Origin of the sequence: Micromonospora sp. DSM 45708, assembly GCF_039566955.1 — a bacterium.
Taxonomy (GTDB): Bacteria; Actinomycetota; Actinomycetes; order Mycobacteriales; family Micromonosporaceae; genus Micromonospora.
Map to the genome: position 1 here is coordinate 3,108,079 of NZ_CP154796.1, position 26,215 is coordinate 3,134,293.

Below are 26,215 nucleotides of genomic sequence, written 5' to 3' on the forward strand. Positions count from 1 at the left end.
CGCGGGAAGCCACTGCTCAGGAGCCGTGAACGCCGTACTGCAACCACACGTGGACCCGCTCGGTGACCTCGCTCCTTCCGCCGAGGGCGTCGCGGACCTCGGCGGTGAACGCGGCACGGCGCTCCACGGTGGGCAACCGGTCGGCCGACATCGCCGAGAAGACTCCACCGACCATGTCCTCGACGGTGAGCGCGGCGTCGTACGCCACACATGTCTCCGCGTACCGGTAACCGGCAGCGAGCAGCGCCTCCCGGTTGAGTCGGCGACCGGCCTCGTCGGTCTGGCAACTGTCGGTCACGGGATGCCCGAACAGCCGTCCCAGACATCCCCGCAGCGCTCTGGACCACTCGGTGTCCTGCAACCACAGGGGCGTGCCGTTGGTGACCACCGCGACGCCGCCGCCGGTTCGCAGCATCGACCGGGCGGCGGTGAACACGGCCTTCCGGTCCATGAAATGGATCGCGACAGCGATGGTCAGCGCGCCGACCGTTCCCGGTCCGAGCAGCCGGCCCACCGTGGCCAGGTCGTCGTCCGCCCCGAGCAGCCATGTCACGTTGGTCGGCCCGTCGTTGGCGGCGGTCGCACGGGCGATGGCCAGCATGTCCGGCTCCGGGTCCACGCCGACGACCGCGGCCACCCGGGCTGCCAACGGAAGGGTCAACTGGCCGGTGCCGCAACCGAGGTCGATCACCGTGTCGTCGGCCTCGAGGGTCAACGCCGCGGTGAGTGCGTCGAGCACCTCAGGCGGATAACCGCGCCGGTGCCGTGCGTAGCAGCTGGCCACCTCACCGCCGAATCCCTTCGCCATGCCCGCAGCCTGCCCGCAGCCCCGGTGATGAAGCCAGCCATTCTGCTCACGGCATGCGGAAGGTTCTCGGTTTCCCGAGCGGGGAGCCCGTCGCGGAGGATCGGTGGAGTGGTCAGCTTCTCCTCCGGTTGCCGGGGCGCGCTGCCGTACCCCGGGTGTCGCGCCGTATCCACGAAGCGGTCGGTGACGTCACGACCGTCGGGCAACACGGAGTGGCGCCCCTCGACCACCTCCACCAGTTCCGCACCGGCGCGCAGATGCTTTCGTACCCGACCCGGGCGACCGACCCCGAATTTGAGCAGTCCGCGGTGCCGGACCAGGTAGAGCAGATAGGGGGTGTCCCGCAGCGCCGCGAACGACCTGTCACCAGGCTCCGGCGCCTACTGCGGGCTAGAGGTCCACGCCGCTGTCGTTCGGCAGCAGAGCGAGCCGTTCCATCCGTTCCGCCACCAGAGCCGCGCACGGCTGGCAGTGGGCGTGCCAGGCGATGTCAACGCCGCGACCGCGCGAATTCGCCCGGCCGTGGACGAGCTCGCCGCAGTTGACGCAACGCGCCACGGCTCTCTCATCCCTCCACGGAAGCGGGCAGTCGCATGCCGGGACAGCCGCTCGGAAGGTGAGCGTGCCGATGCCGCATCCAGAACACGACGTCGAGCACCCGCAACCGGCTGACGGCGGCCGGCAACTCGGCCTCCCGGTGCAAGGCGTCGAGCCGCCGAGTCAGGGCTCCGCCGTCCTCGCGGAGCGTGCCGTGCAGCCAGGCCCAGAAGCCGCTCCGCGTGCCGTAGGCGCAGGACACCACGTGGTCGTACACCGGCACGAGCTTCGGGCGTTTACGGGCGAGCAGCTTGCCGGCGGTGACCCAGCCAATGCCGGGCGTGTCGCGGAGCAGGCGCCACGCGATGTCGGCAGCACCGCCGTCGACGATGTACGCGAACGCGTCGTCCTCACCCAGCGCCACGTCGGTCGGGATATTGGCGAGTGCCGCGGACACCTCCCGGCCGAGCTCGCCCTCGAGCAGGTCGAGCCGCCGTCCGGAACGGATGGTCACGCTGAGCAGTTCCACCCCGATCAGATCCTCGGCGGTGACGGTGTCCGCGACCTCCGGGCGGGATCCGCCGCCGCCCAGCACGTCGAACTGTCCGCCCGTGTAGGCCGCGTCGGCGACACCGTGGAAGTAGCTCCGGAGGTCACCGACCGATTTCGGGGCGGCCAGAACGGTCAGGATTTCGGCGAGGGTGAGGGGTTGGCGCATGGCTCTCCTTCGAGGTCCGGGCCGCGTCGCCTTTCACGTCGTCCCGGGGGATGTGGTCGGGCCAGCCAACCAGACGTCCGGAGTGGATCAACGCCTCCGTCAGGAACGCGACTGTCCGGCCGGCCGTGCCAGCAGTCGGCGAGCCGGATGGTCCGCATCAGTGGGGAGGAGTCGCGAATGCGACCCGGCTGTACTCCCTTGTGGATGCCTCTGACCCGGCGTACGCCCGCCGGCAGCGATAGCCTGGAGTCAGCGTCCGGTCACCCGCAGCCAACCGTCGCGACGGGGATGTACATGATGAGGACACCGCGAATGGTGGTGGCGATCGCGGTCACCGGTGTCCTGTCCGTCGCCACCGTGCTGACGGGGCTGATCACCAATGAGGCGTCGGCCCAGCAGCGGTGGCCCGGTTCGCTGGAGGTGATTCGCACCCATGCGTGGCAGTCGCTCGGCGTCCTGGCAATGCTGTTGGTCGGGCTGACCGTCGCCCTGGTGGTGCTGCCGGAGGGCGGAGCGACGACACCGGCCGGTCCGGAAGAACCTTCGGGCGACGACGCGGAGCCGCCGACGCCACCGGTGGGCGAAGAGACTGCACCGGTCGAGGAGGGTCGGAAGGCGCAACAGGAACGGCTGACCCGGCTCTCCACGGGACTGGTCAGTCGGCTGGGTCGGCGGCGCACCGCGTACCCCCTCGATCTCAGCCTGGCCGAGTTGCATCGGATGGACCTGTTCGTGCCGGGGCGGCTGGCCCGCTATCACGAGCGGGCCCCGGAGACGGGCGAGCCGGTGGTGGCGGCGCTGGTGGCGCGCTTGTGCGGCGGTGAGTCCGTGCTTCTGCTGGGTGAACCGGGTTCCGGCAAGAGCCTCTCGCTCTACGGTGTCGCGCTGGCGCTGCGGCGGGCTGGATTGCGGCCGATCCCGTTACGTGCGCTGGACGCCTTGGAGGTCGTCGGCGACCTGCGGACGGCGGGGCTCGACCCGATGGAGGCGGCGGACGCGGTGGTGTTGGTGGACGGCTTGGACGAGGCAAGCGAACTGGCCGACGGTGGACCGCTCACCGCTGCGCTGCTGGACCTGCTCGGCCATGGTCCAGCGCTCGTCACCTCCCGCACGAGGGAATATGAGGAGTGGATCGCCTTCGAGACCACCGGCATCAGCTTCGACGAGGTGTTCGTGCTCCGTGGTTGGTCGGTGGAGATCGAGTTCGCCGACTATCTGAGTCGGCTGCAACGACACGGGCTGATCACCGATCCGGGTCTCTATCGGACGGTGGTCACGTCGGAGCGTTTGACCCGGCTCGTGAAACGGCCGCTTTACGCCCGGATGCTCACCTTCATCGGTCCCGACGCCGCGACGCGGGTCAGCAGTGCGAGCAACCTTTACGGCGAGTACCTGAACCGACTCGGCCGTACCACGGACTTCGCGGTACGCGGCAGTCATCCCGGGTGGGGTGGTCAATCCCTGTCGGTCTGGCAGGCCGCGGCCTGGCTCGTGCACGCCCAGGATCTGCCCGCGGACGCTATCCCGATGGCCGAACTGTTCGCCGCGCTCACTCCGGACAGTGGACGCGGTGCGGAGATCCGGGCGCTCGACCAGGTAATCGATCGACGCACCCTGCACGGCACCGAGGTCGGCGAGTTCCTCCACTACTCGTTCTACGAGAATCTGCTGGCCCGGCACATCAGGAACCGGCTGTTGTCCGACCTCTCCACCGAGCAGGCGGTCGTGGCGCTACGGCATGACCTGACCAGGGAGGTCCGGCACCATCTGATCGGCCAGTTGCAGGAACTGGCCGATCGCGGGCTCGGCGAGCGGCTCTCCGAGCTGTACCGGAAGTTGCGGGACGAACCGGGCCTCGACCCGGCCGACCGGCTCATCGTGTGCAACCTGCTGGTCTACCTGATCTCGCGGACCAGCCCGGCGGCGCCCGAGCAGTTGAGCACCCTGCTGCACCGGGAGCGGGACGAGTTCCTGCTGAGTGCGATTCTGTGGGCGCTGTGCCACCATCGGTCGGACTTCGCGCTGTCGCGCTTCTTCTCCCTGCTGCAGTACGACCCGGAGTTCCGGGCGTGCAGCCGCGGCTACGTCCTCTACTACTACGGGGATGTCAGGACGGGCCGTCCACCGTTCCTGGACCGGCCGCCATACCTGCCGCATGAACGCACCACGACTCGGGTGTTGGCGATGTTCGAGAGCCCGACCTTCCAGGCAATTCCCGCACAACGCCGCTACGTCGACCTCTACACCTTCATGGACATCTATCTTGTGCGTCATGAGACCATCGGTGGCCGCTCCCTGTCCACGCTTGGTGCGGCCGTGGACGCGCTGTCCGGGCAGGGGCTGACGCAGGCGATGGAAGAGAAGCTGTCCGACATGCTGCAGACGATCTCCCGCCGGCCCATACCGGACGCGAATCCGACGTCGTTTGCCGGGTGAGTGGATGGCACTACGCGACCATGGGAAAGGCCAGCTTATGAAACTCTTCGTCTGGGACCTGCACGGCGTGCTCGAGCAGGGCAACGATCGAGCCGTGGTCGACATCTCCAACGAGGTGCTCTCGACCTTCGGATTCGAGCCCCGATTCACCTACGAGGACGGCCGACTGCTCTACGGTAAGAAGTGGTACGAGTATTTTGCCTTCCTCCTCCCCAACGAGACGCACCAGCTCCACCTGGAGCTTCAGGATGCCTGCTTCATCCTGTCGGAGGAGCGGCCCGAGCTGCAATATCGCTGGATGACACCGACGCCGCATGTGACGACCGTGCTGGACGCCATCGCCGCCCGTCACCAGCAGATCGTCATCTCCAACACCCGTCCCGGCACCCTCGACATGTTTCTCAAACTGTTGGATCTGACCGACTACTTCATACCTGGGCGCGCGTTCGCGGTCGACCAGCACGTCCTGGACGTTAAAACCACCAAGATGGACGTCCTTGCCGGCTATCTCGCCGGACAGCCGGGCTTCGATGAGGTCGTGATCGTCGGAGATTCAGCCAGTGACATGCGAATGGCGGATGTCGCCGGTGGAACCACCTACCTCTTCGCCCACCCCGGCTTTGCATTACGCAATTGCGCTGCGGACTTCAAGATTCGGGATCTCCGCAAGGTTCTCCAGCGCGTATAGACCCTGTCACAGCACGGGCCATACACTGAGAGCAATCAATGCCTAGCTTGGTGTGAGGACGCGATGGCATCATCCGAATCCCGCCACGCGCCGCTGTCGCGCTGCGATGCGTTGATCGTCGTACCGCCGCCGTCCCCGTCGGACACCAACCCGCCGCTGGGGCCGGCGATCCTCGCGACAGTGGCGGCACGCAGCGGGTTTCACGTCGAGGTGCTGGACCTCAACATCCTCTTGCTCAGGCAGTTCGGCAAACGGGCGGGCGGCCTCGGCCACACCCTCGGCGACCACGGCAAGGATCGTTCGGGCGTGGCCGCCGCCGCGCAGTGGCTGTTCGCCCACACCGGCCTGCGCGGCACTCCCCCGCTGCACCTGCCCGACACCGCCGATCCGGTCGCTGGAATGCACTACCCACTGAGCGCCGTCACCGCTGCCGTGACCGCAGCCGCCGCCGACCCCGAGCCCTGGCGGGCCTGGCTCGAAGAGCACCTTCTCGCTACCTGCGACCGGCCTCCGACCGTGGTCGGAGTGTCCCTGATGGGTCCCTCGCAGGTCTTCGTCGGTCTGCTCGTGCTACGCGTGGTCAAGGAGATCTGGCCCGGCACGACGACCGTGCTCGGGGGCAGTCACGTCACATTGCTGCGAGAGTCCCTCCAGCGTGACGCCGGCCTGCGGGACGGTGTCGACCTGGTGCTCACCGGTCACTGCGAGGACGAGTTCGTCGCGATGGTGGCGCGCCTCAGCGCACGCCCCATCCGACGGCCACTGACACCGGCGAAGCCGCCGGCCCGCGCCCCATTCGAATACCTTCCCACATTCGGCGAGCGGCAACTCACGCACTACGACCGGCGGCAGGTCACCCTGCCGGTGCAGTTCACCCGCGGATGTTCCTACGGTCGGTGCACGTTCTGCACCTACCCGGTGGTCGAACCGCAACTGACCGCCCTCGACGTGGCGGCCGCGAGCCGGACGATGGGCGTGCTCGCGCAGACGTACGGGATCCGTCGCTTCTCCGTGAAGGACTCGCTGTTCACCGCGCCGATGCTGCGCGCCCTCGCGCACGCGCTGCGGCAAACCCCGGCCACCGACGTGCGATGGAGCGCCACCACGAAGGCCAGCCGAGCACTGGTTCCGATCGCACCGCTGTTGGCCGGCTCGGGGCTCGCCACGCTGGAGATCGGGGTGGAGACGATCAGCTCGACCGGTCAACGCCTCTTCGACAAACGCGCCGACCCCACGATGCTCCAGGAGTTGATCCTGGCCCTGGCGGAGGCGGGCATCACCGTGGTCACCAACCTGATCTTCGGCTTCCCCGGTGAGCGGGAGGAGGAGGCGCAGGCACAATTGGCGTGGTTCCTGCGCCTACAGGCGGCGGCGTCGCCCGGCCGGGTGGACTGCTCGCTGAACATGCTGGAGATGGTTCGCGGCGCGCCGATGGTCGCCCACCCGCCGGCCGGAGTCGAACTGCACGGAGTAGCCCCGTGGGCGTTCAGCTATGCCTGGAACGCGCCCGCGTGGCGACGTGACTTCGCAGCCGACCTGGAACGGGTGGAACGGGCGCGCGGCGCAACGGGCGCCCTGACGGTGGCGGGCACGCCAGCGGGCACCGGTGCACTCAGCTTTGATGGTGCGCCTCCGCGCCGATCTTGACGATGATCCGCCGGGACTCCTCCTCGCCCAGAACCATCTCCATCCTCTACCCATGCCACCCCTCTCCCAGCCGCCACGGCGGAAAGACCTGAACGGCTGGATCGCCCGCCGTGGTCGATGAACAACCTGGCGATATCGGCGAGGCACCTACGACGTGGCCACGTGCCGTTGGCCGCGGTACGCGGGTCGGCAGGCAACGTCCCCCTTGCGACCTGTATCGGGTGATCAGCACGGCAACGGGTCGAACGGACAACCCGGGCGGCCGATCGGCGGCCACGCCGGAGCTTCCGCAGGAAGGCGGGCTAGCCGTGAAGGCAGTTCCCGCACTGAGCCCTGTCTCCAAGCTGACAGGGCCGTGGACGAGGCCCCGTGCGCCAGTACCGTCGACGGGACTCGCGGCACGGCGTCGCAGGCAAATTGTGGGGATACCATCATGACCTTTCCTGGCCAGCCGAGCCAGAACCAGCCGTACGGCCCGCCACCGGTGGGACCACCGCCACTTGCCGGAACGCCTCCGATGGTCCCGTTCCCTGCCGCACCGACGGCTCGACGGCGGCCGGTCTGGCTGATCCCGACCCTTGTCGGCGTGGGAGCCATGGTCGCTCTCTGCTGTGGACTCGGCGTCGTCGGCGCCGTCATGGGAGATTCACCATCGGCCGACGGAACGCCCAGCCGGGCGGCGGAGGTGGCGGCGAGCTCACCCGGTCCGACGCAATCGTCCTCCACGGTCGCGCCGGCAACCAAGGCGCCCTCTCCCGTTAAGGCAGCGCCTTCAGAGCCCCCTGCGACCGGGCCCAAGGTTTACCAGATTGGTGACAAGGTGCGTGGCGGCGACTTCGAGTTCACGGTAAAGGGTCTGAAGTGCGGGATCAGCCAGGTCGGTGACTCGTTCCTCAACCAGAAGGCGCAGGGTAGTTTCTGCCGCGTCACCATCACGGTGAAGAACGTGACGAAGTCCGCGCACCTCTTCCACGCCGACGGGACGGTTACCGCACAGGACGCCAGTGGCCGCGAGTACGACGCCGACGGTGAGGCCGGCATCTACGGAAACAGAGATGGCAGAGGCTTCCTGGACGAGATCAACCCCGGAAACTCCGTGAGCGCCAACGTCTTCTTCGACGTGCCGAAGGGGACCAAGCTGAAGACGATCACGTTCGACGCCGGCCTCCTCACTCTCGCCAAGGACGCCGTGGTAACGCTCTGACAGCAGCCGCCGATGAGGTCGTTCGTCTTGGCCCTGCCAGACTACTGAGGTGAACGACCTGACGGCTCGCCTACGGGCTTTCGCCGAGGAACGTGACTGGCAGCAGTTCCACACACCGAAGAACCTCGCCATGGCGCTTGCCGGCGAGGTCGGTGAGTTGGTCGCCGAGTTTCAGTGGCTGACACCTGAGCAGGCAATCGCAGTCATGGAGGACGTCGACGCGGGCGCCCGGGTCCAGGCGGAGATCGGCGACGTCATGATCTATCTGACCCGGTTGGCGGACGTCCTCGGCATAGATCTGCTGGAGGCCGCCACCGCCAAGTTGACCGAGGTCGCCGTCCGCTATCCCGCCGAAGATGTCAGGGGATCCGCGACCAAGCGGTAGCGGAGCGTGCGAGAAGATCACCTCTTCGCTACAGTTCACGCGTACAGGCGCGTAACGACGGGCTTCCGGCCGTGGCCGGCTCCAACACTGGGCCGGCGGCATCCTGGCCGATCGGATCGCGGAGCGCATCGGGCGCAGCGTGAGCACCGCCGAAAGTCGGTCCTGGGAGCGCAGCCTACCCACACTCGGCCAGGATCTGATCGACACCGGCCTACTCGATGGAGGCGGAGACGCGCTACTTGCTTGCCTCTCTGGTTCGGGGTGGAACGCGGCCCGAAGACGATCTACGAGGCGGCGTCGACTCCATCGGGTAGCCGCGTCACCGCGCGAGGTTCGTCACCATGCTTGCCCCGGACCCCACCGGATAGTTGGCTCGACGGCATGGCCCGCATCGCGTACGACGACACCGACGCGGCGGCGTTCGCGGCGACCCGGCACCTCGCCGACGACGGACTCACCGCGTGGCGGGAGGCGGTCGCCCGGCACCTCGCCCCGCGGCCCGGCATGCGCCTGCTCGACCTGGGCGCCGGCACCGGGAGCTGGGCCGACGCGTTCACCACGTGGTTCCCGGGCCTGCATGTCGTCGCGGTCGAGCCGTCGCCGGCGATGCGCGCCCGCGCCGCGTTCCGGCCGCTCCTGGGCGGCGACGCGGCGGGCATCCCGCTCGGCGACGGCAGCGTCGACGGCGCGTGGCTCTCCACCGTGATCCACCACGTGCCCGACCTCGTCGCCGCGGCGCGTGAGCTGCGCCGGGTCGTGCGGCCCGGCGGCCCGGTGCTCATCCGCTCGGCGTTCGCCGGCCGGCACCGGGCGATCACGCTGTTCCGCTACTTCCCGGAGGCCGTGCGCGTGCTCGACACGTACCCCGGCGTCACCGAGGTCGGGTCGGCCTTCGCCGGTGCCGGCTTTCCCGCCGCGTCCGTCGAGCCGGTCCCGCAGGTCACCGCGACGTCACTGCGGGAGGCGGCGGTCACGCTGCGCCGGGAGGCGCACACGCCGCTTCAGTTGATCACCGACGACGAGTACGCGGCGGGCGTGGCGCGACTGTGCGAGGCCGCCCGGGCCGGCACCGGGCCGGTGATCGACGCGTTGGACCTGCTGGTCGTGCGCTGACCACCGCCGCCTGAGCGGTGCCACTCCAGCTCGACGGTGGCCGTCCGGCCGGTCCGACCTCCGGACCCGGGTCGGCGCGGAACGCCTTGCGGAGAAGGAGCCGACACGCTAGCCGACCTCGGTGTCGGCGAGGTGCGGTAGCAGGACCTTCGCGGTGCCGGGTGCCGGGTGCCGGGTGCCGGGTGCCGGGTGCCGGGTGCCGGGTGCCGAACTCCCGGTCGAGCGCCTGGTCACTCGGCACGAACACCATGGCCAGCCCCCTCGCCGAGCACCATGGCCTCCTGCCGGGCGTCCGTCGTGCCACGGAACACGTACCCGGTGACGGCGTGCGGAGAATCCTTCTTCTACGGTCCGGGCCCCTTCACAGCAGGCGCAGGCGGTTTCGCGGGCTCGCGCCGGGCGGCCCGCTCGGGTGTCTCACCAGGCTCGATGCTGCCGCCGGGGAAGCTCCACCGGTACGGAGCGTGCCAACCCCGCTACCACTTTTGTTCAACGCGGGCAAAAGTTGAGCCGGAAACACAGAAAGCTATGGACATATAGACATTGCTTTTGTAGCGTCGGCCGCATCCCATGACCTGCCCGACCGTCCCGAGAAGGAGAGGCAGTTGACTGGACGACTCGCACTCGCGGTGGCCACCGTTACCGCCACCGCCCTCGTCGCCACCCCCACCGTCGCCGCCACCGCCGCACCGGGCACCGCCGCCCCGCCGCCGGACAGCGCCTTCCAGAAGGTCACCCTCAACGACAGTCCCGGCGAGCCGATGGACCTGGCCGTGCTGCCCGACCGCCGGGTGCTGCACGTGACCCGCGCCGGCGAGGTCTGGTTGCACAACCCCGCCACCGGCCGCAACACGATCGCCGCCACGTTGGACGTCTACCGGCACGACGAGGAGGGCCTGCAGAACGTCGCCGTCGACCCGAACTTCGGGCGGGGCGGCAACAACTGGGTGTACCTCTACTACTCGCCGCCGATGAACACGCCCGTCGACGATCCCGCCACCCCGGGCGTCAACGAGGGCGACGCGCCCGGCTGGGGCACCGCCGAGGACTTCGCGCCGTTCCGGGGCGTGCTGCGCCTGTCCCGGTTCCGCCTGGTCAAGGACCGGCTGGACCTGCGCACCGAGCAGCAGATCCTGGACGTGCCGGTCGACCGGGGCATCTGCTGCCACGTCGGCGGCGACATCGTCTTCGACGCCGAGGGCAACCTCTACCTGTCCACCGGCGACGACACCAACCCGTTCGAGTCCGGCGGCTACGCGCCCATCGACGAGCGGCCGGGCCGCAACCCGGCGTACGACGCGCAGCGCACCGCCGCCAACACCAACGACCTGCGCGGCAAGATCCTGCGGATCAGGGTCGCGGCCGACGGGTCGTACTCGATCCCGGCGGGCAACCTGTTCCGTGAGGGGACGCCCCGCACCCGCCCGGAGATCTACCTGATGGGCGTGCGCAACCCGTTCCGCATCGAGGTGAACCGGGGCACCGGTGAGCTGTACGTCGCGGACTACTCGCCGGACGCGCGGGAGGCGGACCCGACGCGCGGGCCGGCCGGGCACGGCAAGTGGCTGTCCACCCGCCGGGCCGGCAACTTCGGCTGGCCGTACTGCGCCACCGCCGACCTGCCCTACGTGGACCACGACTTCGCCACCGGCGCGTCCGGGGCCCCGTTCGACTGCGCCGCCCCGGTCAACGACTCACCGCACAACACCGGGCTGCGCGCGCTGCCACCGGTGCAGCAGCCGCAGGTGGCCTACACGTACGGCGACTCGCCGCGGTTCCCGGAGCTGGGCGACGGCGGCATCGGCCCGATGGCCGGCCCGGCGTACGACTTCGACAGGCGCACCACCCGGGGGCGCACCGCGGTCGGCTGGCCGTCCTACTACGCCGGGCTGCCGCTGTTCTACGAGTGGACCCGCGACTACGTCAAGGCGTTCCGGCAGGACCGGCGCGGCGCGGTGACCGGGATCGAGCCGGTGCTGCCCTCGGTGGTCTTCGACAACCCGATGGACCTGGAGTTCGGCCCGGACGGCGCGCTCTACGTGCTGGAGTACGGCGACGGCTACTTCAGCGAGAACCCGGACGCGCAGCTCGCCCGCATCGACCACATCGGCTGGACCGGCAACCACACGCCGGTGCCGCGGGCCTCGGCGACGCCCACCGCCGGCGCCACCCCGCTGACGGTCGCTTTCTCCAGCGCCGGCACCATCGACGCGGACGGTGACCGGCTGCGCTACGAGTGGTACCTCGACGACGACAACCGGGTCGACTCCCGGGCGCCGAACCCGACGTTCACCTACCGGGAGAACGGCCTCTACCGCGCCACGCTGAAGGTCACCGACCGCGCCGGCCGGTCCGCCTCCACCGAGGTACGGATCGCGGTCGGCAACGCCGCCCCGGTGGTGGAGCTGGTCAACCCGGTCGAGGGTCAGTCGTTCTCGTTCGGCGACACGGTCGCGTTCGAGGTCCGCGTGACCGACGACCAGCCGGTGGACTGCGCCCGGGTCACCGTCACCTACATCCTCGGCCACGACAGCCACGGGCACCCGCAGACCACGGCCAGCGGCTGCACCGGCTCGATCACCACCACCGTCCCGGAGGGCCACGACCCCGGGACCGACAATCTCACCGGCGTGTTCGTCGCCAGCTACACCGACACCGGAAGCGACGGGCTGCCGGCGCTGACCGGCACCGACCAGGTCGTCCTGGTCCCCTCCGCGTAAGACCGGCGAAAAGGAGAACGTCATGTGTTACGGATTCGACGGGGAGGGCGCGCTGCGGCAGTCCCTCGACCGGCGCAACCTGCTGCGCGGCTCGCTGGCGGCGCTGGCCGGCGTCGGCCTGGCCATCGGGCTCGGCGCGACCGCGGCCCAGGCCGGGGGTGGGCACCAGCACGGCCGGCGGCACGTGCCGAAGGAGCTGATCAGCCTTCAGCTCTGGACGGTCCGCGACGCGCTGAACGGCGCACCCGGCTACGACGCGACGCTGGCCCAGCTGGCCCGCATCGGCTACCCGCGGGTGGAGCTGGCGCTCGGCTACTTCGGCCGCACCGCGAAGGAGCTGCGCCGGTTCCTCGACGGCATCGGCATCCGGGCCACCTCCAGCCACGACGGGATCGCCGCCGACGCCGCCGCGTTGGAGCAGAAGATCGCTAACGCCCGTACGCTGGGCCAGCGGTTCATGGTGGTGCCGTACCTGAACTCCGACCGCGAGGACGACTGGAAGCGTTGGGCGGAGCAGATGAACGTGGAGGCCGCCGCCGCGCGCAAGGCCGGCCTGCGGTACGGCTACCACAACCACGCGCACGAGTTCACCATCGACTTCGGCAACGGCCGACGCCCGTGGGACGTACTGACCGAGGAGTTGGACCCGCGCCTGGTGCACCTGGAGATCGACCTGTACTGGGCGGTGACCGGTGGCATCAACTCGGGTGAGGGCGTCGACGACCCGGAGGGCTTCGCGCTCGACGTCATCCGGTGCGCGCCGCAGCGGGTGCTGCAGTACCACGTCAAGGACCGCGACCCGGTCACCGGCGACATGGCCGATCTGGGCACCGGGATGATCGACTTCGCCCGGATCTTCCGCCGGCACCAGGTGCTGGAGTACATCGTGGAGAACGACACCCCGGACGTGACGCCGCAGCGGACCGCCGAGGTCGGCTACCGCTACCTGCGTCGCCTGACCTACTGACGCGACGGCACCTACGGCTCGCCGCAGCGCACCCCCGGGTGGCCGAGCCGTAGGTGCCGCCGTCGAACGGCGACCGGTGGTGCGCGTGGTCCGGGGCGGCGATCTGGCGCATCGTCGGCGAGCGCGGCGCGGAGCGGCGGTGAACATCAGTGTGAAGCCCAGCGGGTACCCGCGGACAGGCCCACGTGTTGGTGGTCACGCGCCCACCTTGGCGGTGCTGGCGCGCAGGACCACCTCGCCGGTCATGCGCAGCATCCGCCGGCGGCGGGTGGTGTTCTCGGTGATCGCCAGCTCCATCACCTTCTCGCCGATCTCGCGCAGCGGCAACGCCACGGTGGTCAGCGGCGGGGTGAGGTCACGGACGATCGGGATGTCGTCGAACCCGGCGACGGAGACGTCACCGGGCACCGAGAGCCCGTGGTCGCGCAGCGCCGCGTACGCGCCGATGGCCATCACGTCGGTCAGCGCGAACACGCAGGTGGCGGCCAGGCCGCGGGTGAGCAGCTCGGTCATCGCCTGGTAGCCGCCGTCGCGGGTGAACGGCCCCTCGACCACGTCGGCCGGGTCGAGTGTGACGCCGGCGGCGGCCAGTTCGTCGCCGAAGCCGCCGAGCCGGTCGATGACGGTGGTGAGCGCCCGGGGGCCGGAGAGCACCGCGAAGCGGCGGTGGCCCAGCTCCAGCAGGGCGCGGGCCATGGCGGCGGCGCCGGCCCGGTTCTCCGGCAGCACGCTGTCGACCTTGAGGCTGCGGTGCCGGCTGACCACGGCGACCCGGCCGCCGCCGTCGAGGTAGGGCTTCAGCTCGGCCTCCATGGCCCGCTCCCAGTGGGTGTCCTCGAAGCCGGAGCCGATGAGCAGGATGGCCGGGGCGCGCTCGGCGCGCAGCATCGAGACGTACGCGATCTCGCGCTCCGGGTCGCCGAGCGTGCTGGCGAGCATGACCAGCAGGTCGTTGGCGCCGGCGATCCGCATGACCCCGCCGGCGATGGCGGCGAAGTAGGGGTCGGTGACGTCGTGGCAGATGACGCCGACGGTGCGGTGCGAGGCGCCGGCCAGCGCGCGGGCGTGCGCGTTCGGGGTGTACGCGAGTTGCGCGGCGGCGGCCAGGACGCGATCGCGCAGGTGGGGGGTGACCCGCATGCCGTTGAGCGCGCGGGAGGCCGTGGCCAGTGAGACGTCGGCGGCCCGGGCCACGTCCTCCAGGGTCACGTGCGTCCGTGGCTGCATCGATCTTCCCCCTGCGGAACGTCTTGACCGGCCTGTTTGGGCGTGGTTACCGTAACATTCTGAAAGCGCTTACTGAAAGCGCATTCAGGAGCGCGACCGACCCACCCCGCCGGAAGGACACACACGTGGAGCGCACGTCTATCGGGATCATCCTCAACGGCGTGACCGGGCGGATGGGCTACCGGCAACACCTCGTCCGGTCCCTGCTCGCGATCCGGGAGCAGGGTGGGCTGCCCGCCCGCGACGGCAGCCGGATCTGGCCGGAGCTGACCCTGGTCGGCCGCAACGAGGCCCGGCTCGCCGAGATCGCCGCCCGGCACGGGCTCACCTCGTACACCACCGATCTGGCCGCGGCGCTCGCCGACGACAGCCACCAGATCTACTTCGACGCGCAGGTGACCGCCCAGCGGGAGAAGGCGATCCGGGCGGCGATCGAGGCCGGCAAGCACATCTACACCGAGAAGCCGCTCGCCGAAGGGCTGGACGCGTCGCTGGAGCTGGCCCGGCTCGCCGCCGCCAGGGGCGTCCGGAACGGCGTGGTGCAGGACAAGCTGTTCCTGCCCGGCCTGCGCAAGCTCAAGCGGCTGGTCGACGGCGGGTTCTTCGGCCGGATCCTGTCGGTGCGCGGCGAGTTCGGCTACTGGGTGTTCGAGGGCGACTGGCAGGACGCGCAGCGGCCGAGCTGGAACTACCGCGCCGAGGACGGCGGCGGCATCACCGTCGACATGTTCCCGCACTGGCACTACGTGCTGGAGCAGATCCTCGGCCCGGTCACCGCCGTCACCGCGGTCACCGCCACGCACATCCCGGAGCGGGTCGACGAGAACGGCGTCACCTACCCGGCCACCGCCGACGACGCCGCGTACGGGATCTTCGAGCTGGCCGGCGGCGTCATCGCGCAGATCAACTCCTCCTGGGCGGTCCGGGTGTACCGGGACGAGCTGGTCGAGTTCCAGGTCGACGGCACGCACGGCAGCGCGGTCGCCGGGCTGCGGGACTGCCGCATCCAGCACCGGGGCACCACCCCGATGCCGGTGTGGAACCCGGACCTGCCGGTCACCGAGCCGTTCCGCGCGCAGTGGCAGACCGTGCCGGACAACGCCGACTACGACAACGGGTTCAAGGTGCAGTGGGAGGCGTTCCTGCGACACGTCGTCGACGGCGAGCCGTTCCCGTGGGACTTCCTGGCCGGCGCGCGCGGCGTGCAGCTCGCCGAGGCCGGGCTGCGGTCCGCCCGGGAGGGGCGGCGGGTCGAGATCGAGGAGATCGACAGGTGACCGCACGGATCACGCTGCCCACCCCGGGCGGCGGCACCGAGACGATGACGCTGCGGGAACCGGCGGGGTGGCGGCGGCCGGCCGCGCCGCCGGCCAGCCGGATCGCGTACGCGGCGGCACACGTGGTCGCCGACCCGTACGCCGACAACGCCCCCGACGCGCCCGCGCGGCTGGACTGGGACGCCACCCTCGCGGTGCGGCGCGACCTGTGGTCGTGGGGGCTCGGCGTGGCCGAGGCGATGGACACCGCGCAGCGCGGCATGGGGCTGGACTGGGCGGCCACCCGCGAGCTGATCCGGCGCAGCGCCGCCGAGGCCGCCGCCTGCGGCGGGCGCATCGTCGCCGGGGCGGCCACCGACCAGCTCACCGGCGTGCCCGACACGCTCGACGAGGTGGTCGCCGCGTACGCCGAGCAGGTCGCGTTCGTGCAGGAGTGCGGCGCGGTCGCGGTGGTGATGGCCAGCCGGCAGCTCGCCGCGCTCGCCACCGGCCCCGACGACTACCTGCGCGTCTACCAGCAGGTGCTGGGCGCCACCGGCGCGCCGGTGGTGCTGCACTGGCTCGGCGACATGTTCGACCCGGCGCTCGCCGGCTACTGGGGCTCGACCGACCTGGACGACGCCACCACGACGTTCGTCGCGCTGGTGCACGCGCACGCCGACGTGATCGACGGCGTGAAGGTGTCGCTGCTCGACGCCGGCCGGGAGGTGCGGCTGCGGGAACTGCTGCCACCCACCGTGAAGGTCTACACCGGCGACGACTACCACTACCCGGAGCTGATCGCCGGCGACGGCGAACGGTCCAGCCACGCGCTGCTCGGCGCGTTCGCGGCCATCGCCCCGGCCGCGTCGGCCGCGCTGCAACGCCTCGACGCCGGCGACCAGGCCGGCTTCCGGGCGGTCCTGGACCCGACCGTGCCGCTGTCCCGGCACGTGTTCGCCCCGCCCACGCGGTACTACAAGACCGGCATCGCGTTCCTCGCCTGGCTGAACGGCCGGCAACCCGGCTTCACCATGGTCGGCGGGCTGCACGGCGGGCGCGGCGTCCCGCACCTGGTGGAGACGTTCCGGCTGGCTGACGCCGCCGGGCTGCTGCTCGATCCGGAGCTGGCGGCACACCGGATGCGCGGGTACCTCGCCGTGGCGGGGGTGACCGGATGACCGCCGATCCGCGGCTGGCCAAGCTGTCGCTCAACCAGCGCACCACCGAACGCTGGTCGGTCCGGGAGGCGGTCGACGGCTGTGTCCGCGCCGGCATCCCGGCGATCGGGCTGTGGCGCGAGCCGGTCGCCGAGATCGGCGTACCGGCCGCCGCGAAGCTGGTCGCGGACGCCGGGCTGCGGGTCTCCTCGCTGTGTCGGGGCGGGTTCCTCACCGCCGACGGGGAGGCCGCGCGGGCCGAGGCGCTGGCCGACAACCGGCGTGCCGTCGACGAGGCGGCCGGCCTCGGCACCGACTGTCTGGTGCTGGTCGTCGGCGGCCTGCCGCCCGGCTCCCGCGACCTGGCCGGCGCGCGGCAGCGGGTCGCCGACGCGCTCGCCGAGCTGGCCCCGTACGCGGGCGAGCGCGGCGTGCGCCTGGCGCTGGAGCCGCTGCACCCGATGTACTGCGCCGACCGGGCGGTGCTGTCCACGCTCGGGCAGGCGCTCGACCTGGCCGAGGCGTTCCCGGTCGACCAGGTCGGCGTCGTGGTGGACACGTTCCACGTCTGGTGGGACCCGGACGTGTGGCGGCAGATCGCCCGCGCCGGGGCGCGGATCGCCAGCTTCCAGGTGTGCGACTTCCTCACCCCGCTGCCGGCCGACGTGCTGCTCGGCCGCGGGATGATGGGCGACGGGCACATCGACTTCCCGCCGCTGCGCCGCGCCGTGCAGGCGGCCGGCTACACCGGGGACACCGAGGTGGAGATCTTCAACGCCGAGGTGTGGGCGACCGACCCGGACCGGGTCCTGGCCACCATGGCCGAGCGCTACGTCGAGCTGGTGCTGGCCGACTGATGCGCGTCGTCGTCGCGCCGGACTCGTTCAAGGGCTCGCTGGCCGCCGCCGACGCCGCCCGCGCCCTCGCGGCCGGCTGGTCGGCCCGCCGGCCCGGCGACGACGTCCGGCTGCTGCCGCTGGCCGACGGCGGCGAGGGCACGCTCGACGCGTTCGCCGCCGCCCGGCCCGACGCGGAGTGGCACACCACCACCGTGCCCGGCCCGGACGGCCGGCCGGTCGACGCCGGCTGGCTGCTGCTGCCCGAGGTGCCCGGAGCGGACCCGGGTCCCGGCCCGGCCGGGCGGCGTACCGCCGTGCTGGAACTGGCCCGCGCCAGCGGGCTTCCGCTGCTGCGTCGTCCGGACCCGCGGCACGCCCACACCTACGGCCTCGGCGCGGTCGCCGCCGCCGCGCTCGACGCCGGGGCGACCGCGCTGGTCATCGGCCTCGGCGGGTCGGCCGGCACCGACGCCGGCACCGGCGCGCTGCGCGCCCTCGGGCTGCGGCTGCGCGACGGCCGGGGCCGGGACCTGCCGCTCGGCGGCGTCGCGCTCGCCGAGCTGACCCACCTCGACCGCAGCGGGCTGCGGCCCGCCCCGCCCGGCGGGGTACGGCTGCTTGTCGACGTGACCGCGCCGCTGACCGGGCCGGCCGGCGCCGCCGTCGTGTTCGGGCCGCAGAAGGGCGCCGACCCGGAGGACGTCGCGGCGCTGGACGCCGCGCTGCACCACGTCGCCACGCTGGCCGGCGGCGACCCGGACCGGCCGGGCGCCGGAGCGGCCGGTGGGACCGGGTACGGACTGGCGGCGCTCTGGGGCGCGGAGATCGTGCCCGGGGCGGCGGCGGTCGCCGAGCTGGCCGGGCTGGCCGGTGCGCTGGCCGGGGCGGATCTGGTGCTCACCGGCGAGGGGCGGTTCGACGAGACGTCGCTGCGCGGCAAGGTGGTGGGCGCGCTGCTGGACCGCGCTGCCGCCGCCGGCGTACCGGTGGGGGTGGTCGCCGGTCAGCTCGGCACGACGCCGCCGGGTCCGGTCACGGCGGCGGTGTCGCTGGTCGAGCTGGCCGGTTCCGTGGCGGCGGCGATGGCCGACCCGGGCCGCTGGCTGCGCGCGGCCGGCGGTCGGCTGGCCGCGCGGGTCCGGCCGGTCGGACCGAACAGGTGGCCGCCCGGCGGGTAGGTGGGCCAAGATCGGATCATGACCTTTCCGCGCCCCTCGATCACCACGCCCATCACCCCCGACCTGCTGCGCGGCGCGCTGGACCTGGAACGCACCCCGCAGGGGGTGTTACCGCACCGGCTGCCCGCGCCCGCCCGGGCGCGGAACACCGACCCGCAGGTGACGATGGCGGAGGCGATGCCGTCCGGCGTCCGGCTGGTGTTCCGCACCCGGGCCACCGTGGTCGAGCTGGACGTGCTCGCCACCAAGATGGTCTACCGGGGCACCCCGCCGCGCCCCGACGGCCGCTACGACCTGCTGGTCGACGGACGCCTCGCCGGGCAGGGCACGGCCGGCGGCGGCAAGGTGCTCACCATCGACCTGACCACCGGCGCGGTGACCACCGATCTCGGCCCGGTCGGCACGGTCCGGTTCGCCGACCTGCCGGACACGGACAAGGAGGTGGAGATCTGGCTGCCGCAGCGGGAGATCACCGAGCTGGTGGCGCTGCGCACCGACGCGCCGGTCGAGACCGTCGGCGACCGGGGCCGACGGGTCTGGCTGCACCACGGCAGCTCGATCAGCCACGGCTCGGACGCCGAGAGCCCCACCGGCACCTGGCCGGCGATCGCCGCCGGGCTCGCCGGCGTGGAGCTGGTCAACCTCGGGTTCAGCGGCAGCGCGCTGCTCGACCCGTTCACCGCGCGGGCGATGCGGGACACCCCGGCGGACCTGATCAGCGTGAAGATCGGCATCAACCTGGTGAACAGCGACGTGATGCGGCTGCGCGCGTTCACCCCGGCGGTGCACGGTTTCCTCGACACGCTGCGTGACGGGCACCCGGACACGCCGTTGCTGGTCGTGTCGTCCATCCTGTGCCCGATCCAGGAGGACACGCCCGGCCCCGGCGCGGCGGACCTCAGCACCGGCACGTTGCGGTTCGTCGCCACCGGCGACCCGGCCGAGCGGGCCGCCGGCAAGCTCACGCTGCGGGTGATCCGCGCCGAGCTGGCCCGGATCGTGGCCGCCCGGGCCGCCGAGGACCCGAACCTGCACTACCTGGACGGGCTGGAGCTCTACGGCGAGGCGGACTACGCCGAGCTGCCGCTGCCCGACGAGCTGCACCCCGACCCGGTCGCGGACCGCCGCATCGGCGAGCGGTTCGCCGCGCTGGCGTTCGGCGCGGGCGGCCCGTTCGCCGCCGCGGGCTCCTGACACGCCGGCCGGTCGGGACGCCCGCGGCGTCCCGACCGGCCCGGGTGACGGCGGTGCGGTCGGGTCAGATCCGTCGTCGGCCGTAGGTGCCGGCGACGATCGCCACGCCGATCGCGGCGAAGACGACCTGGATGAGCAGCTCGATCCAGTCGACGCCGTTGGTGTCGGACACGTCCAGCGCGCCGGCGACGGCGGTGCCCAGGAGCGCGGCGACCACGCCGATGACCAGGGTGAGCCAGATCGGGATGTTCTGCTTGCCCGGTACGACCAGGCGGCCCAGCGCGCCGATGATCAGACCGATGATGATGCCGGAGATGATGCCGCCGACGTGCATGATGGCCGCCCTTCCTCAGGGATGTGAGTCGACCGGTCCATTGCCCCGGGCAACGGAAATTGAAACCGGGTGGCGGGCTGACCGGACCGCCACCGGTGGGGTGGGATGGAGCGGACGGACCGGCGCACCCGAGGAGGACGCATGGCACACGGCCCGGTGCTGGTGATCGGACTCGACCCGGCCCGGATCCCGGGCTGGGATCCGGCGCCGGTGGTCGCCGCGATCGCGCGCGGTCACGCCCGCTTCGCCGAGCACGGGATCGAGGCCGAGCTGTGCCTGGTCGCGCCGGACCCGGACGCCGAGCGAGAGATCGCGGCGGCGCTGACCCGCCGGGCGTACGCCTGCGTGGTGGTCGGCGGCGGCCTCCGCAAGCACGAGCCGCTGCTCGAACTCTTCGAGCAGATTGTCAACCTGGTGCACCGGCACGCGCCCGGCGCGGCGATCGCGTTCAACAGCACACCGGAGGACACCCTGGACGCCGCGCTGCGTCGGCTCGGTTAGGGCGTGTCCCGCAGCGGCCACACCTCGACGACCCCGTTGGCGACGGCACACGGCGTTCCGGAGACGATCTCGATCGCCTCCGCCATCGACTCCGCCTCGATCACGGCGAACCCGGCGATCGGCAGCGCCGAGGTCAGGAACGCCCCGTCCCGCACCTCGGTGCCCGTGCCGTCGGGGTTGCGTACCTGCACCGGTGGGCCGGCCACGCCCATCCGGACCCCGGCCGCCCGCAGCCGCTCGTCGTGCGCGTGGGCCGCGTCGCGTACCGCGGGGTCGGTGCGGTCGTAGCCGTCCTGGTCGCCGTACCCGATGGTGATGAACGTCGGCATGCTCCGGGCCCCTCCGTCGCGGTTGCGGTCCTCGACCCTGCGTACCACGCTCCCGCTCGCCGCGCCACGCAGCGGCCGTCGTTCGGGGCCGGACGTCGACATCGGCTTCCAGGCCACCCACTCCGGCAACACCGGCAGGCCGGCGGCCGTCACCCTGAACGGCGTCTCCTGCTCGGTCGGCTGATCCCCGCCGACCGGCGCCGTACCCGCTCTGCCGGTGCGCCCGGCCCCACCGGCCGGGCGCACCGGGACCGGCCGGGCGGTCAGGTCCGCTCCGGCGCGTCGACGCGCCGGAGCACCGCGTCGAGCCAGCTCCGCTGCCGTCGCACGTGGACGGCCTCCCCGCCCTCGTGGCCGTTGTACGGGTAGGTGTGCATCTCCCGCAGCGGCGTCACCGGCCGGCCGCTGGCGGCGCCGTACTGGTTGTACGCGGCGAAACCGGTGCTCGGCGGGCAGACGTCGTCGCGCAGGCCGATCCCGAAGTGCGCCGGGGCGGTCGCCCGGCGGGCGAAGGCCACGCCGTCGACGTGGGACAGCGTGTGCCGGACCGCCGCCTCCACCTCGCGGTCGACCGCCAGGTACTGGGCGATCTCGCCGTACGGCGAGGCGTCGGTGAGCTGGACGGCCCGCTCGATGTGGCACAGGAACGGCGCGGTGACCAGCAGCGCGGCGAGGTCACCGACCAGGCCGGCGACCGCCAGGGCGAGCCCGCCGCCCTGGCTGTTCCCGGCCGCGACGACGCGCGTCGCGTCGACGCCCGGCAGCGCGCGGACGGCGTCGACGGCACGGACCGCGTCGGTGATCAGGCGGCGGTAGTAGTAGTCCTCCGGGCTCAGGATGCCCCGGGTGGCGACGGTCGGGCCGCCCGGGGCGCCGTGCGGGTCCGGGGTGTCGCCGCGGGCGTACCGGCCGGCCTGGCCGCGGTTGTCCATCAGCAGGTGGGCGTACCCGGCCACCGGCCAGGTCAGCCGCTCCCCCGGCAGGCCCCGCCCGCGGCCGTAGCCGGGGTACTCCACCACGGCGGGCAGCGGCGCGTCGACGCCCGCCGGGCGGGTGTACCAGGCCCGCACCGGCTCGCCGTCGAAGCCGGCGTACGTCACGTCCCAGGTGTCGACCAGCCGCAGGCCGGTGGGTTCGGGCCGGACGTCGAGGAGCACCGGAGCGGCGGCGGCCCGGGCGAGCGTGACACGCCAGAACCGGTCGAAGTCGGCCGGCTCGGCGACGGCCGGCCGGTAGCGCCGGAGCTGGTCGAGCGGCAGGTCGGAAAAGGGCACGGATCCTCCACGGCGGTCGAGATATCGATTGCCTTGACATCCATCAACTGATGACCATAAATTTCCGGAAAGCTTACGGGTCATTACCGGAATTTTTCGGCCAGGCTGGGAGGGCGGATGACATCCGTACGGTCGGATGCGCGGGCCGCCCCGACGACGGCGGCGCCGCGACCGGACCGCCGGCGTCGCGCCGGCGGACGCCGGTCCTGGCGGCGGGCGATACGGCGGGACTGGCAGCTCTACTCGCTGGCCGTCCTGCCGCTGCTGTTCTTCCTGGTCTTCCGCTACCTGCCGATGCTGGGCAACGTGATCGCGTTCCGGCGCTTCCGGCCCGGCGGCAGCGTGTTCGGCGAGTACTGGACCGGCCTGCGCTACTTCCGGCTGTTCTTCACCGACCCCACGTTCTGGGACGTCTTCACCAACACGCTGGTGCTCGGCGCGTTGACGCTGCTGTTCTGCTTCCCGCTGCCGATCGTGCTCGCGCTGCTGCTCAACGAGGTGCGCAGCCGGGTCCTCAGGCGCTTCGTGCAGTCGGTGTCCTACCTGCCCCACTTCCTGTCGATCGTGATCGTGGCCGCGATGGTCATGCAGTTGCTGTCCGTGGACGGCACGGTGAACCAGGTGGTCGGCGCGTTCGGTGGGCGGCCGGTCCCGTTCATCCAGGAGCCCGGCTGGTTCCGGTCGATCTACGTCTCCTCCGAGGTCTGGCAGACCGTCGGCTGGGGCACCATCCTCTACCTCGCAGCGCTCACCACGATCGACGGCGACCTCTACGAGGCGGCCCGGATCGACGGCGCCAACCGGTGGCGACAGACCTGGCACGTCACGCTGCCCGGCATCCGACCGACCATGATGACGTTGCTGATCCTGAACATCGGCACGTTCATGGCGGTCGGCTTCGAGAAGATCCTGCTGCTCTACAACCCGCTCACCTATCCGACCGCGGACGTCATCTCCACCTACCTGTACCGGGTGGGCATCGTCTCCGGGAACCTCAGTTACGCCGCCGCGATCGGCCTGTTCGAGGCCGTGATCGGCTTGACGCTGGTGCTGTCCGCGAACGGGATCTCCCGGCGCGCGGTGGGGACGAGCCTGTGGTGACCGCCGGGACCCGGGCCCGGGGCCGGGCGTCCCGGTCGCGCGGTCCCCGGCCCAGCCGGGGCTACCGCGTCTTCCAGGCGGTCAACGCCCTCGTCCTCACCGCCGTGGTGGTGGTGACGGTGTACCCGTTCCTCACCATCGTGGCGCGCTCGCTCAGCGACAACGCCGCCATCATCAGCGGGCAGGTCAACCTCGTCCCGCGCGGGTTCAACCTCACCGCGTACCGGGTGGTGACGTCCGACCCGGCGTTCTGGATCAGCTACCGCAACACCGTCTTCTACACGGTGGTCGCCACGCTCATCTCCGTCGTGCTGACCACCTGCTACGCGTACGTGCTGTCGAAGAGGCACCTGCGGGGCCGGACCGCGCTGGTCGGGATCGCCGTGTTCACCATGTTCTTCACCGGCGGCCTGATCCCCAACTACGTGCTGGTCACCAGCCTGGGCCTGAAGAACACCGTGTGGGCCGTCGCGCTGCCCAACGCCATCAACGTGTTCAACCTGCTGGTGATGAAGGCGTTCTTCGAGAGCCTGCCGGTCGAGCTGGAGGAGGCCGCCGCGGTCGACGGGCTGGGCACGTACGGAACGCTGCTGCGGATCGTCCTGCCGCTGTCCAAGGCGATGGTGGCCACGATGGTGCTGTTCTACGCCGTGTCGTTCTGGAACTCGTGGTTCGCCGCGTTCCTCTACATGGACCGCCAGGACCTACTCCCGGTGACGGTCTACCTGCGCAACCTCATCGTCGGCGCGACCGACGCCACGCAGACCGGCGGCGGGCTCGGCAGCGGCGACGACATCGTGCAGGCCGCCGCGACCATCCAGTCCGTGACCATCGTGCTCACGGTCCTGCCGATCCTCGCGGTCTACCCGTTCATCCAGCGCTACTTCGTCTCCGGAATCATGCTCGGCGCCGTCAAGGGATAGCGGCGCCGCCAACCGAAGGGAACCCCATGGTCCAGCTGTCCCGACGCCAGGTGCTGTACGCCGCCGGTGCGGCCACCGTCGTCTCGCTGACCGGCTGCGGTGACGACGACGGCCCCGACAAGAAGGACCTCGACCGCAACCGGGCCGGCGCGATGGAGAAGTACGGCGTCGGCGACCAGTTCCGGGCCGCGGAGCCGGTCACGTTCTCGATCCTCTACAACAACCACCCGAACTACCCGCTCAAGCCGGAGTGGCTGTTCTGGTCGGAACTGGCGAAGCGGACCAACGTCAAGCTCGACCCGGTCGCCGTGCCGCTCAGCGACTACGAACAGAAACGCAGCGTGCTCGTCTCCTCCGGGGACGCCCCGCTGATCATCCCGAAGACCTACCACCCGCAGGAGAACTCGTACGTCTCCTCCGGCGCCATCCTGCCGGTCAGCGACTACCTGGACCTGATGCCGCACTTCAAGGAGAAGCTGGAGAAGTGGAACCTCAAGCCGGAGATGGACACGCTCCGGCAGGAGGACGGCAAGTTCTACCTGCTGCCCGGCCTGCACGAGAAGCCCTGGCAGGAGTACACGCTCGCGGTCCGCACCGACGTCCTGGAGCAACTGGGCATCCCGTCGCCGACCACCTGGGACGAGGTGTACGCCATGCTCAAGGCGATGCGGGCGGCCCACCCGGACGTCCATCCGTTCTCCGACCGGTTCGGCAAGCCCAACCCGGCCGGCAACCTGTTGAACATGCTCGCCCTGTCGCACGGGCTGCCGGGCGCCGGCTGGAACTACCAGGCGACCGCCTGGGACGCCGGCGCCGGGAAGTACGTCTTCACCGGCGCGTCGGAGCAGTACCGGCAGGTGGTGACGTTCCTGCACAAGCTGGTGGCCGAGGGGCTGCTCGACCCGGAGACGTTCACCCAGACCGACGACCAGGCCCGCCAGAAGCTCGCCAGCGGGAAGTCGTTCGTGATCAGCACGAACGCGCAGACGCTGGTGAACGACTACCGCCCCGACATCGCGAAGATCAACCCGAACGCCCGACTGAAGAAGATCATGTTCCCGATCGGCCCGGCCGGCCCGGTCAACCCGGCGAGCCGGCTGGAGAACGGCGTGATGATCTCCAGCAAGGCCCGCGACGGCAAGCACTTCGTGGCCATGATGCAGTTCATCGACTGGCTCTGGTACTCCGACGCCGGCCAGGAGTTCGCCAAGTGGGGCGTCGAGGGCACCACCTACACCCGGGACGCCTCGGGCCGGCGCGCGCCCACCGCGGACGTCGACATCGTCGGGCTCAACCCCAAGGGCACCAAGCACCTCCAGAAGGACTTCGGCTTCGCCAACGGCGTCTTCGCCTACGGCGGCAAGCTGGACCTGGTGCAGTCGTTCTTCTCCCCCGAGGAGATGGAGTTCCAGCGGGAGATGAACGGCCGCAAGCCGGCGCCATGGGTGACGCCGCCACCCGCGCCGCTGACCGACTCCGAGCGCGAGCAGACCACGCTCTGGGCGACGGCGCTGAAGGACTACGTCACCCAGAACACGCTCAAGTTCGCGCTGGGCCAGCGCCCGCTGAGCGAGTGGGACGCCTACGTCACCGAACTGAAGGGCAAGAACGCGCAGGCGTACACCGATCTGGTCAACAAGGCGTACGAGCGGTACCGCAAGAACCACGGGTGACCG

At 71.2% G+C, this 26,215-nt stretch carries 25 protein-coding genes; 18 read left to right on the plus strand and 7 right to left on the minus strand.

The window, feature by feature from the left end; genetic code table 11:
* Window positions 1-16: 16 nt before the first annotated feature.
* Window positions 17-808, minus strand: coding sequence for a class I SAM-dependent methyltransferase (locus VKK44_RS13815; RefSeq protein ID WP_343447354.1), 792 nt, complete (start codon window positions 806-808; stop codon window positions 17-19).
* Between the two features lie 565 nt (window positions 809-1,373).
* A complete protein-coding gene (locus tag VKK44_RS13820) occupies window positions 1,374-2,063 on the minus strand; it encodes a DUF6308 family protein (protein WP_343447355.1) in 690 nt (229 codons plus the stop codon).
* A gap of 312 nt (window positions 2,064-2,375) precedes the next feature.
* Between VKK44_RS13820 and VKK44_RS13825 the strand changes: the two genes are divergently transcribed.
* From VKK44_RS13825 to VKK44_RS13850, 6 genes are all read left to right on the plus strand, one after another.
* Window positions 2,376-4,499, plus strand: a complete 2,124-nt coding sequence (locus VKK44_RS13825; RefSeq protein WP_343447356.1) for an NACHT domain-containing protein — start codon at window positions 2,376-2,378, stop codon at window positions 4,497-4,499.
* Between the two features lie 4 nt (window positions 4,500-4,503).
* Window positions 4,504-5,187: an HAD family hydrolase gene (locus tag VKK44_RS13830; RefSeq protein WP_343447357.1), complete on the plus strand. Its 684-nt coding sequence runs from the start codon at window positions 4,504-4,506 to the stop codon at window positions 5,185-5,187.
* Between the two features lie 63 nt (window positions 5,188-5,250).
* Window positions 5,251-6,834 (plus strand): B12-binding domain-containing radical SAM protein, encoded by a 1,584-nt coding sequence (locus VKK44_RS13835; protein WP_343447358.1) that lies wholly within the window; start codon window positions 5,251-5,253, stop codon window positions 6,832-6,834.
* 595 nt (window positions 6,835-7,429) lie between these two features.
* Window positions 7,430-8,038: a DUF4352 domain-containing protein gene (locus VKK44_RS13840; RefSeq protein WP_343447772.1), complete on the plus strand. Its 609-nt coding sequence runs from the start codon at window positions 7,430-7,432 to the stop codon at window positions 8,036-8,038.
* A gap of 49 nt (window positions 8,039-8,087) precedes the next feature.
* Complete coding sequence (locus tag VKK44_RS13845; protein ID WP_343447359.1) at window positions 8,088-8,423, plus strand: nucleotide pyrophosphohydrolase; 336 nt, start codon at window positions 8,088-8,090, stop codon at window positions 8,421-8,423.
* A gap of 381 nt (window positions 8,424-8,804) precedes the next feature.
* Entirely contained in the window at window positions 8,805-9,536 is a 732-nt protein-coding gene (locus tag VKK44_RS13850) for a class I SAM-dependent methyltransferase (RefSeq protein WP_343447360.1), read from the plus strand.
* A 344-nt stretch (window positions 9,537-9,880) separates the two neighbouring features.
* Here the strand turns inward: VKK44_RS13850 and VKK44_RS13855 are convergent, their stop codons facing one another.
* A complete protein-coding gene (locus tag VKK44_RS13855; RefSeq protein ID WP_343447773.1) occupies window positions 9,881-9,967 on the minus strand; it encodes a hypothetical protein in 87 nt (28 codons plus the stop codon).
* A gap of 174 nt (window positions 9,968-10,141) precedes the next feature.
* Here VKK44_RS13855 and VKK44_RS13860 point away from each other — a divergent pair, with 174 nt between their 5' ends.
* Together VKK44_RS13860 and VKK44_RS13865 are read left to right on the plus strand one after the other, a co-directional pair.
* On the plus strand, window positions 10,142-12,256 hold the full coding sequence (locus VKK44_RS13860) for a PQQ-dependent sugar dehydrogenase (protein WP_343447361.1): 2,115 nt from the start codon (window positions 10,142-10,144) through the stop codon (window positions 12,254-12,256).
* 22 nt (window positions 12,257-12,278) lie between these two features.
* Window positions 12,279-13,223 carry a sugar phosphate isomerase/epimerase family protein gene (locus VKK44_RS13865; protein ID WP_343447362.1) on the plus strand — a complete coding sequence of 315 codons (945 nt, stop codon included), beginning with the start codon at window positions 12,279-12,281 and terminating at the stop codon, window positions 13,221-13,223.
* Window positions 13,224-13,418: 195 nt separating this feature from the next.
* Here VKK44_RS13865 and VKK44_RS13870 read toward each other — a convergent pair whose 3' ends face one another.
* On the minus strand, window positions 13,419-14,450 hold the full coding sequence (locus VKK44_RS13870; protein ID WP_343447363.1) for a LacI family DNA-binding transcriptional regulator: 1,032 nt from the start codon (window positions 14,448-14,450) through the stop codon (window positions 13,419-13,421).
* Window positions 14,451-14,575: 125 nt separating this feature from the next.
* Between VKK44_RS13870 and VKK44_RS13875 the strand changes: the two genes are divergently transcribed.
* Genes VKK44_RS13875 through VKK44_RS13895 form a run of 5 tightly spaced genes read left to right on the plus strand, consistent with a single transcriptional unit; the run spans window position 14,576 to window position 20,077 of the window.
* Window positions 14,576-15,727 (plus strand): Gfo/Idh/MocA family protein, encoded by a 1,152-nt coding sequence (locus VKK44_RS13875; protein ID WP_343447364.1) that lies wholly within the window; start codon window positions 14,576-14,578, stop codon window positions 15,725-15,727.
* The gene (locus VKK44_RS13880) at window positions 15,724-16,887 is read left to right on the plus strand and encodes a dihydrodipicolinate synthase family protein (protein ID WP_343447365.1); all 1,164 of its coding nucleotides are present in this window, start codon (window positions 15,724-15,726) and stop codon (window positions 16,885-16,887) included. Before VKK44_RS13875 ends, VKK44_RS13880 begins: the two co-directional genes overlap by 4 nt.
* Window positions 16,884-17,723 carry a sugar phosphate isomerase/epimerase family protein gene (locus VKK44_RS13885; protein ID WP_343447366.1) on the plus strand — a complete coding sequence of 280 codons (840 nt, stop codon included), beginning with the start codon at window positions 16,884-16,886 and terminating at the stop codon, window positions 17,721-17,723. Before VKK44_RS13880 ends, VKK44_RS13885 begins: the two co-directional genes overlap by 4 nt.
* A complete protein-coding gene (locus VKK44_RS13890; protein WP_343447367.1) occupies window positions 17,723-18,883 on the plus strand; it encodes a glycerate kinase in 1,161 nt (386 codons plus the stop codon). The genes VKK44_RS13885 and VKK44_RS13890 overlap by 1 nt, the downstream gene beginning before the upstream one ends.
* A gap of 18 nt (window positions 18,884-18,901) precedes the next feature.
* Complete coding sequence (locus VKK44_RS13895) at window positions 18,902-20,077, plus strand: SGNH/GDSL hydrolase family protein (RefSeq protein WP_343447368.1); 1,176 nt, start codon at window positions 18,902-18,904, stop codon at window positions 20,075-20,077.
* Between the two features lie 64 nt (window positions 20,078-20,141).
* Here VKK44_RS13895 and VKK44_RS13900 read toward each other — a convergent pair whose 3' ends face one another.
* Window positions 20,142-20,411 (minus strand): GlsB/YeaQ/YmgE family stress response membrane protein, encoded by a 270-nt coding sequence (locus tag VKK44_RS13900; protein ID WP_343447369.1) that lies wholly within the window; start codon window positions 20,409-20,411, stop codon window positions 20,142-20,144.
* Between the two features lie 141 nt (window positions 20,412-20,552).
* Here VKK44_RS13900 and VKK44_RS13905 point away from each other — a divergent pair, with 141 nt between their 5' ends.
* The gene (locus VKK44_RS13905) at window positions 20,553-20,912 is read left to right on the plus strand and encodes a hypothetical protein (protein ID WP_343447370.1); all 360 of its coding nucleotides are present in this window, start codon (window positions 20,553-20,555) and stop codon (window positions 20,910-20,912) included.
* On the opposite strand, the gene VKK44_RS13910 is transcribed toward VKK44_RS13905, so the two are convergent.
* Window positions 20,909-21,241 (minus strand): YciI family protein, encoded by a 333-nt coding sequence (locus VKK44_RS13910; RefSeq protein ID WP_343447371.1) that lies wholly within the window; start codon window positions 21,239-21,241, stop codon window positions 20,909-20,911. The genes VKK44_RS13905 and VKK44_RS13910 overlap by 4 nt on opposite strands.
* Between VKK44_RS13910 and VKK44_RS13915 the strand changes: the two genes are divergently transcribed.
* Window positions 21,240-21,425, plus strand: a complete 186-nt coding sequence (locus VKK44_RS13915) for a hypothetical protein (RefSeq protein ID WP_343447372.1) — start codon at window positions 21,240-21,242, stop codon at window positions 21,423-21,425. The genes VKK44_RS13910 and VKK44_RS13915 overlap by 2 nt on opposite strands.
* 79 nt (window positions 21,426-21,504) lie before the next feature.
* On the opposite strand, the gene VKK44_RS13920 is transcribed toward VKK44_RS13915, so the two are convergent.
* Entirely contained in the window at window positions 21,505-22,515 is a 1,011-nt protein-coding gene (locus VKK44_RS13920; RefSeq protein ID WP_343447373.1) for an acetylxylan esterase, read from the minus strand.
* A gap of 117 nt (window positions 22,516-22,632) precedes the next feature.
* Between VKK44_RS13920 and VKK44_RS13925 the strand changes: the two genes are divergently transcribed.
* From VKK44_RS13925 to VKK44_RS13935, 3 genes are read left to right on the plus strand one after another with little or no spacing between them, the layout of a single operon-like run.
* Entirely contained in the window at window positions 22,633-23,616 is a 984-nt protein-coding gene (locus VKK44_RS13925; RefSeq protein WP_343447374.1) for an ABC transporter permease, read from the plus strand.
* A complete protein-coding gene (locus VKK44_RS13930) occupies window positions 23,613-24,539 on the plus strand; it encodes a carbohydrate ABC transporter permease (RefSeq protein ID WP_343447376.1) in 927 nt (308 codons plus the stop codon). The genes VKK44_RS13925 and VKK44_RS13930 overlap by 4 nt, the downstream gene beginning before the upstream one ends.
* A 26-nt stretch (window positions 24,540-24,565) precedes the next feature.
* Window positions 24,566-26,212 (plus strand): ABC transporter substrate-binding protein, encoded by a 1,647-nt coding sequence (locus VKK44_RS13935; protein WP_343447378.1) that lies wholly within the window; start codon window positions 24,566-24,568, stop codon window positions 26,210-26,212.
* Window positions 26,213-26,215 lie beyond the last annotated feature (3 nt).